This window comes from Streptomyces sp. NPDC032472 (genome assembly GCF_040636955.1).
Taxonomy (GTDB): Bacteria; Actinomycetota; Actinomycetes; order Streptomycetales; family Streptomycetaceae; genus Streptomyces.
The window spans coordinates 4,070-7,215 of the sequence record NZ_JBEZVK010000144.1 but is presented as its reverse complement, the minus strand read 5'-3'; the positions used below and the strand labels follow the sequence as shown (position 1 = coordinate 7,215).

Here is a 3,146-nt window from a genome sequence, read left to right as displayed (position 1 = left end):
GCCGACGACGTCCGCGGGAACGCTCGCCCCGGCACCTGCACCGAGGAAGGCCACGAACTCCCGCGCCCCGGGAACCCGAACCGCTCCGAGCAGGCCCGCCCGACGGCCGCCGTCGGTCGCGGCTTGGCGTTCAGGGATGCCGGGTCAGCCGAACCAGACGACGAGGCGGACGCCGTCGTCGCCGTGCAGGCCGGCGAGCGTACGCATGACAGCCCAGACGGGGGCCCATGCGTCGTCGGGCACCGCCTCCTTGCGTCGGAGCCGTCCGATGCGGAAGAGGCGGTCGCCGTCGCGCCACTCGCTGCCCTCGGGGTGGAAGCGCCCGGCCCGGTGCAGGACCCGCGGGTCGTCGATGCCGGACAGCTCGGCGAAGCGGTCGAGGTTGCTGTTCAGGCCGTACAGCTCCCAGGCGCCGCCGGCGCCCCGGCGGTACTCGTGCACGCGCTCGTGGACCTCGGTCGTCGTCTGTTCCCAGTCGACCGCCTGCAGCTCCGCCCAGGTGATCCAGGACGCGCCGTACGCCCCGCCCCAGCCCCCGTAGGCGGCCACGGCCTCGGGGGACGCGTCCGGGGGCAGTCCGCGATCAGCGGCCAGAGGCTCGAAGGAGGCGTCCCGGACACCGAACAGGCAACCGAACGCAACGTAGGAACGCCCGTTGTACAGATGGTCCAGGTCGATTGCCGCGTGCCAGCGCCGGTCGTCCTCGTCGAGCCACCGGTCCCAGCGGCATTCGACGAACCCGTAGATGTCCGTTCCCATGCCCGGCATTCTCGTCCGAGGCGGCCGGCAGCGGTGCGGGGCGGGCAGGTCCGAGCGGAAGACACCCGCACACAAATCCGCTCGGCGGACGGCAGTTGTGAGGCAGCCGGAGCCGACAGTCGGCTTCGCCTCCGACGTCCGCCGAACGCACGTGGCAACCGTTCACCCGAATCGGGTCTACCGTATCGGCCCGCATCCGGGGAGGGTTGACTGCGCCCAACCCCGACGCAGGCAGGAGCCGTATGTCCGCCCACCTCAGCGACCCGGCAAGGGGACCCTCGCCCGCCGGACCGCGGCCGGATGTCGCCGCCGAACTGCGCCGACGCGCCACCTCCGATCAGGCAGCGCGCCGGAAGCTCCTCCAGACCGGCGAGCCGGGCGAGCTCCTCCGGATCGACGCCGAGAACACCGTGTGGCTCAAGGCAGTCATCGCCGAGCACGGCTGGCCCGGTTTCGCGCTCGTGGGCGAGCAGGGCGCCGACGACGCCTGGCTGCTCGTCCAACACGCCGACCGCGCACCCGACTTCCAGCGCGAGGCCCTGGGCCTGCTGAACGCCGCCGTCGACGCCGGCGACGCCGCACCCCGGCACCTCGCGTACCTCACCGACCGGGTTCTGGTCGCCTCCGGCGAACCCCAGCTCTACGGGACCCAGTACACCGGCGAGGGCGAGAACCTCCGCCCCCGGCCCGTACGGGATGCGGAGCACCTGGACGAGCGCCGGGCCGCCATGGGCCTGGAGACGGCCGCGGCGTACGACCGGCGCATGCGCGCAACGTACAACTCCACCGAGAAGGAGGCCACGGCATGACCTGGATCCCGCCCGAGGAGTACGTCAAGACCATCGCGAACGCCACCGGTTACGCGGGCCTGTATTTCACCGACACCGCCGGCCGCCCGGTCCAACTCCGCGCCGTCCGCCCCGAGGACACCTGGCAATGGCCGGGCGGCAACATGGACCCCGGCGACTTCGCCCGCCTCAAAGCCACCGACGACGCCCGTCGCACGGGAACCGTTGCGTACCTGGAACGCTGAACCGCCTCGCCGAGGCCCCCTCCGGCTCCCCCGGCCCGTGCGGCCGGATAGGGTGTTGATCAACCGACCCACAGGGGGCTTGTCATGGGGCAGGGCCGTGTCCTGGTCGTGGACTGTGCCCCGGGCACCACGGCCTTGACCGAGCTGGCGGAACTCACGCGCCTCGGCCTCGAACCGACGGTCAGCCTCCGGCGGGTGACCGACCCCGAGCTCAGGTCCCGCATCGCGGCCCAGTGGCGCACCGTGGACTTCGACGGGTTCGCGGAGGAGCAGCTGGCCCGGCAGCTGGAGGACGGCGGCGTCGGCTACACGGCCCTGAAGTGCCGGGCGGGCATCCCCCTCACCGAGGCCGTGCTCGAACGCGCGACCTCGGACTCCCTCCGGCACCGCCTGGTGCTGGCCGGCCGCGCCGCGGCGGGCGCCGACACCTTCGACGCAGCCGCCGCACGCCGTCTCGGCGTCACCCTCCTCACGACCCCCGGAGCCAACGCCGACGCCGTCGCCGAGCTGACCCTGGCCCTCATGCTCGACGCCCTGCGCGGCGTGTCACGGCGCGCACAGGCTCTGCGGGAGGGCTCCTGGGCCGCGGCGACCGCGAACCTGCCCACAGGCAGTCTGAGCGGCGCCCGCGTGGGACTGGTCGGCTCGGGAGCCACGGCACGCCGGGTCGCCGAGCTGGTGCGTGCCTTCGGCGCCGAGGTGTGGGTGTTCGGGTCGCCGCGCTTCACACCCGAACGCGCGGCCGGCTGGCCCGGCCGCCGGGTCGGGGCGCTGGAAGAGCTGCTCCGGTCCTGCGACATCGTCTCCGTACACGTGCCGGCCACACCGGAGACGAGGGGGCTGATCGGGGCGGAGGAGCTGCGGTTGATGCGGCCCGGGTCGGTCCTGGTCAACACCGCCCGGGCGAGCGTGGTCCGCGAGGCCGACCTCGACCGCGCCCTGCGGGACCCCGCATCGGGCCCGTGGCATGCGGCGGTCGACGTCTTCGAGACGGAGGGCACCGGATTCGCCTCCCTTCTCGGGGACAACCCGCACTGCACCCTCTCCCCGCACTCCGCGGGCATGACCCGTTCGGCGATGCAGGAGGCCTCACGGAGACTGGTGGCCGGGTTCGCGCGCCACATCGCGGAGCACGGGCTTTCACTCCCGGCGGCCGATCGGCGCCCTGCGGATATCGGTGACCGTGTCGTCTAGCGCGCCGGGCCCGCGTCGATCCGTCGATCGGTCGTGTGCACCGGTTGCTGTACAGAGTCCTCGGACCCGGGGGGGGGCAGACCCCCCCCCCCGGGGGGGGCGGCCGGGGGCCTGCACTGTACCGCTTTAGGCGCGGCGTGGTTTTTCCCCGCGGGCGGCC

At 73.5% G+C, this 3,146-nt stretch carries 4 protein-coding genes; 3 read left to right on the top strand and 1 reads right to left on the bottom strand.

The window, feature by feature from the left end; translation table 11 throughout:
* Positions 1-144: 144 nt before the first annotated feature.
* Positions 145-759 carry a hypothetical protein gene (locus tag AB0F11_RS36985; RefSeq protein WP_362183945.1) on the bottom strand — a complete coding sequence of 205 codons (615 nt, stop codon included), beginning with the start codon at positions 757-759 and terminating at the stop codon, positions 145-147.
* Between the two features lie 242 nt (positions 760-1,001).
* Here AB0F11_RS36985 and AB0F11_RS36980 point away from each other — a divergent pair, with 242 nt between their 5' ends.
* From AB0F11_RS36980 to AB0F11_RS36970, 3 genes are all read left to right on the top strand, one after another.
* Positions 1,002-1,568 carry a DUF6624 domain-containing protein gene (locus AB0F11_RS36980; RefSeq protein WP_362183942.1) on the top strand — a complete coding sequence of 189 codons (567 nt, stop codon included), beginning with the start codon at positions 1,002-1,004 and terminating at the stop codon, positions 1,566-1,568.
* A complete protein-coding gene (locus AB0F11_RS36975; protein ID WP_362183940.1) occupies positions 1,565-1,792 on the top strand; it encodes a hypothetical protein in 228 nt (75 codons plus the stop codon). The genes AB0F11_RS36980 and AB0F11_RS36975 overlap by 4 nt, the downstream gene beginning before the upstream one ends.
* An 84-nt stretch (positions 1,793-1,876) precedes the next feature.
* Positions 1,877-2,986: an NAD(P)-dependent oxidoreductase gene (locus AB0F11_RS36970; protein WP_362183937.1), complete on the top strand. Its 1,110-nt coding sequence runs from the start codon at positions 1,877-1,879 to the stop codon at positions 2,984-2,986.
* The last annotated feature ends 160 nt before the right edge of the window (positions 2,987-3,146 follow it).

Coding starts and splice junctions, on each gene's coding strand:
- AB0F11_RS36985 (WP_362183945.1), bottom strand. CDS start 759: ATGGGAACGGACATCTACGGGTTCGTCGAATGCCGCTGGGACCGGTGG.
- AB0F11_RS36980 (WP_362183942.1), top strand. CDS start 1,002: ATGTCCGCCCACCTCAGCGACCCGGCAAGGGGACCCTCGCCCGCCGGA.
- AB0F11_RS36975 (WP_362183940.1), top strand. CDS start 1,565: ATGACCTGGATCCCGCCCGAGGAGTACGTCAAGACCATCGCGAACGCC.
- AB0F11_RS36970 (WP_362183937.1), top strand. CDS start 1,877: ATGGGGCAGGGCCGTGTCCTGGTCGTGGACTGTGCCCCGGGCACCACG.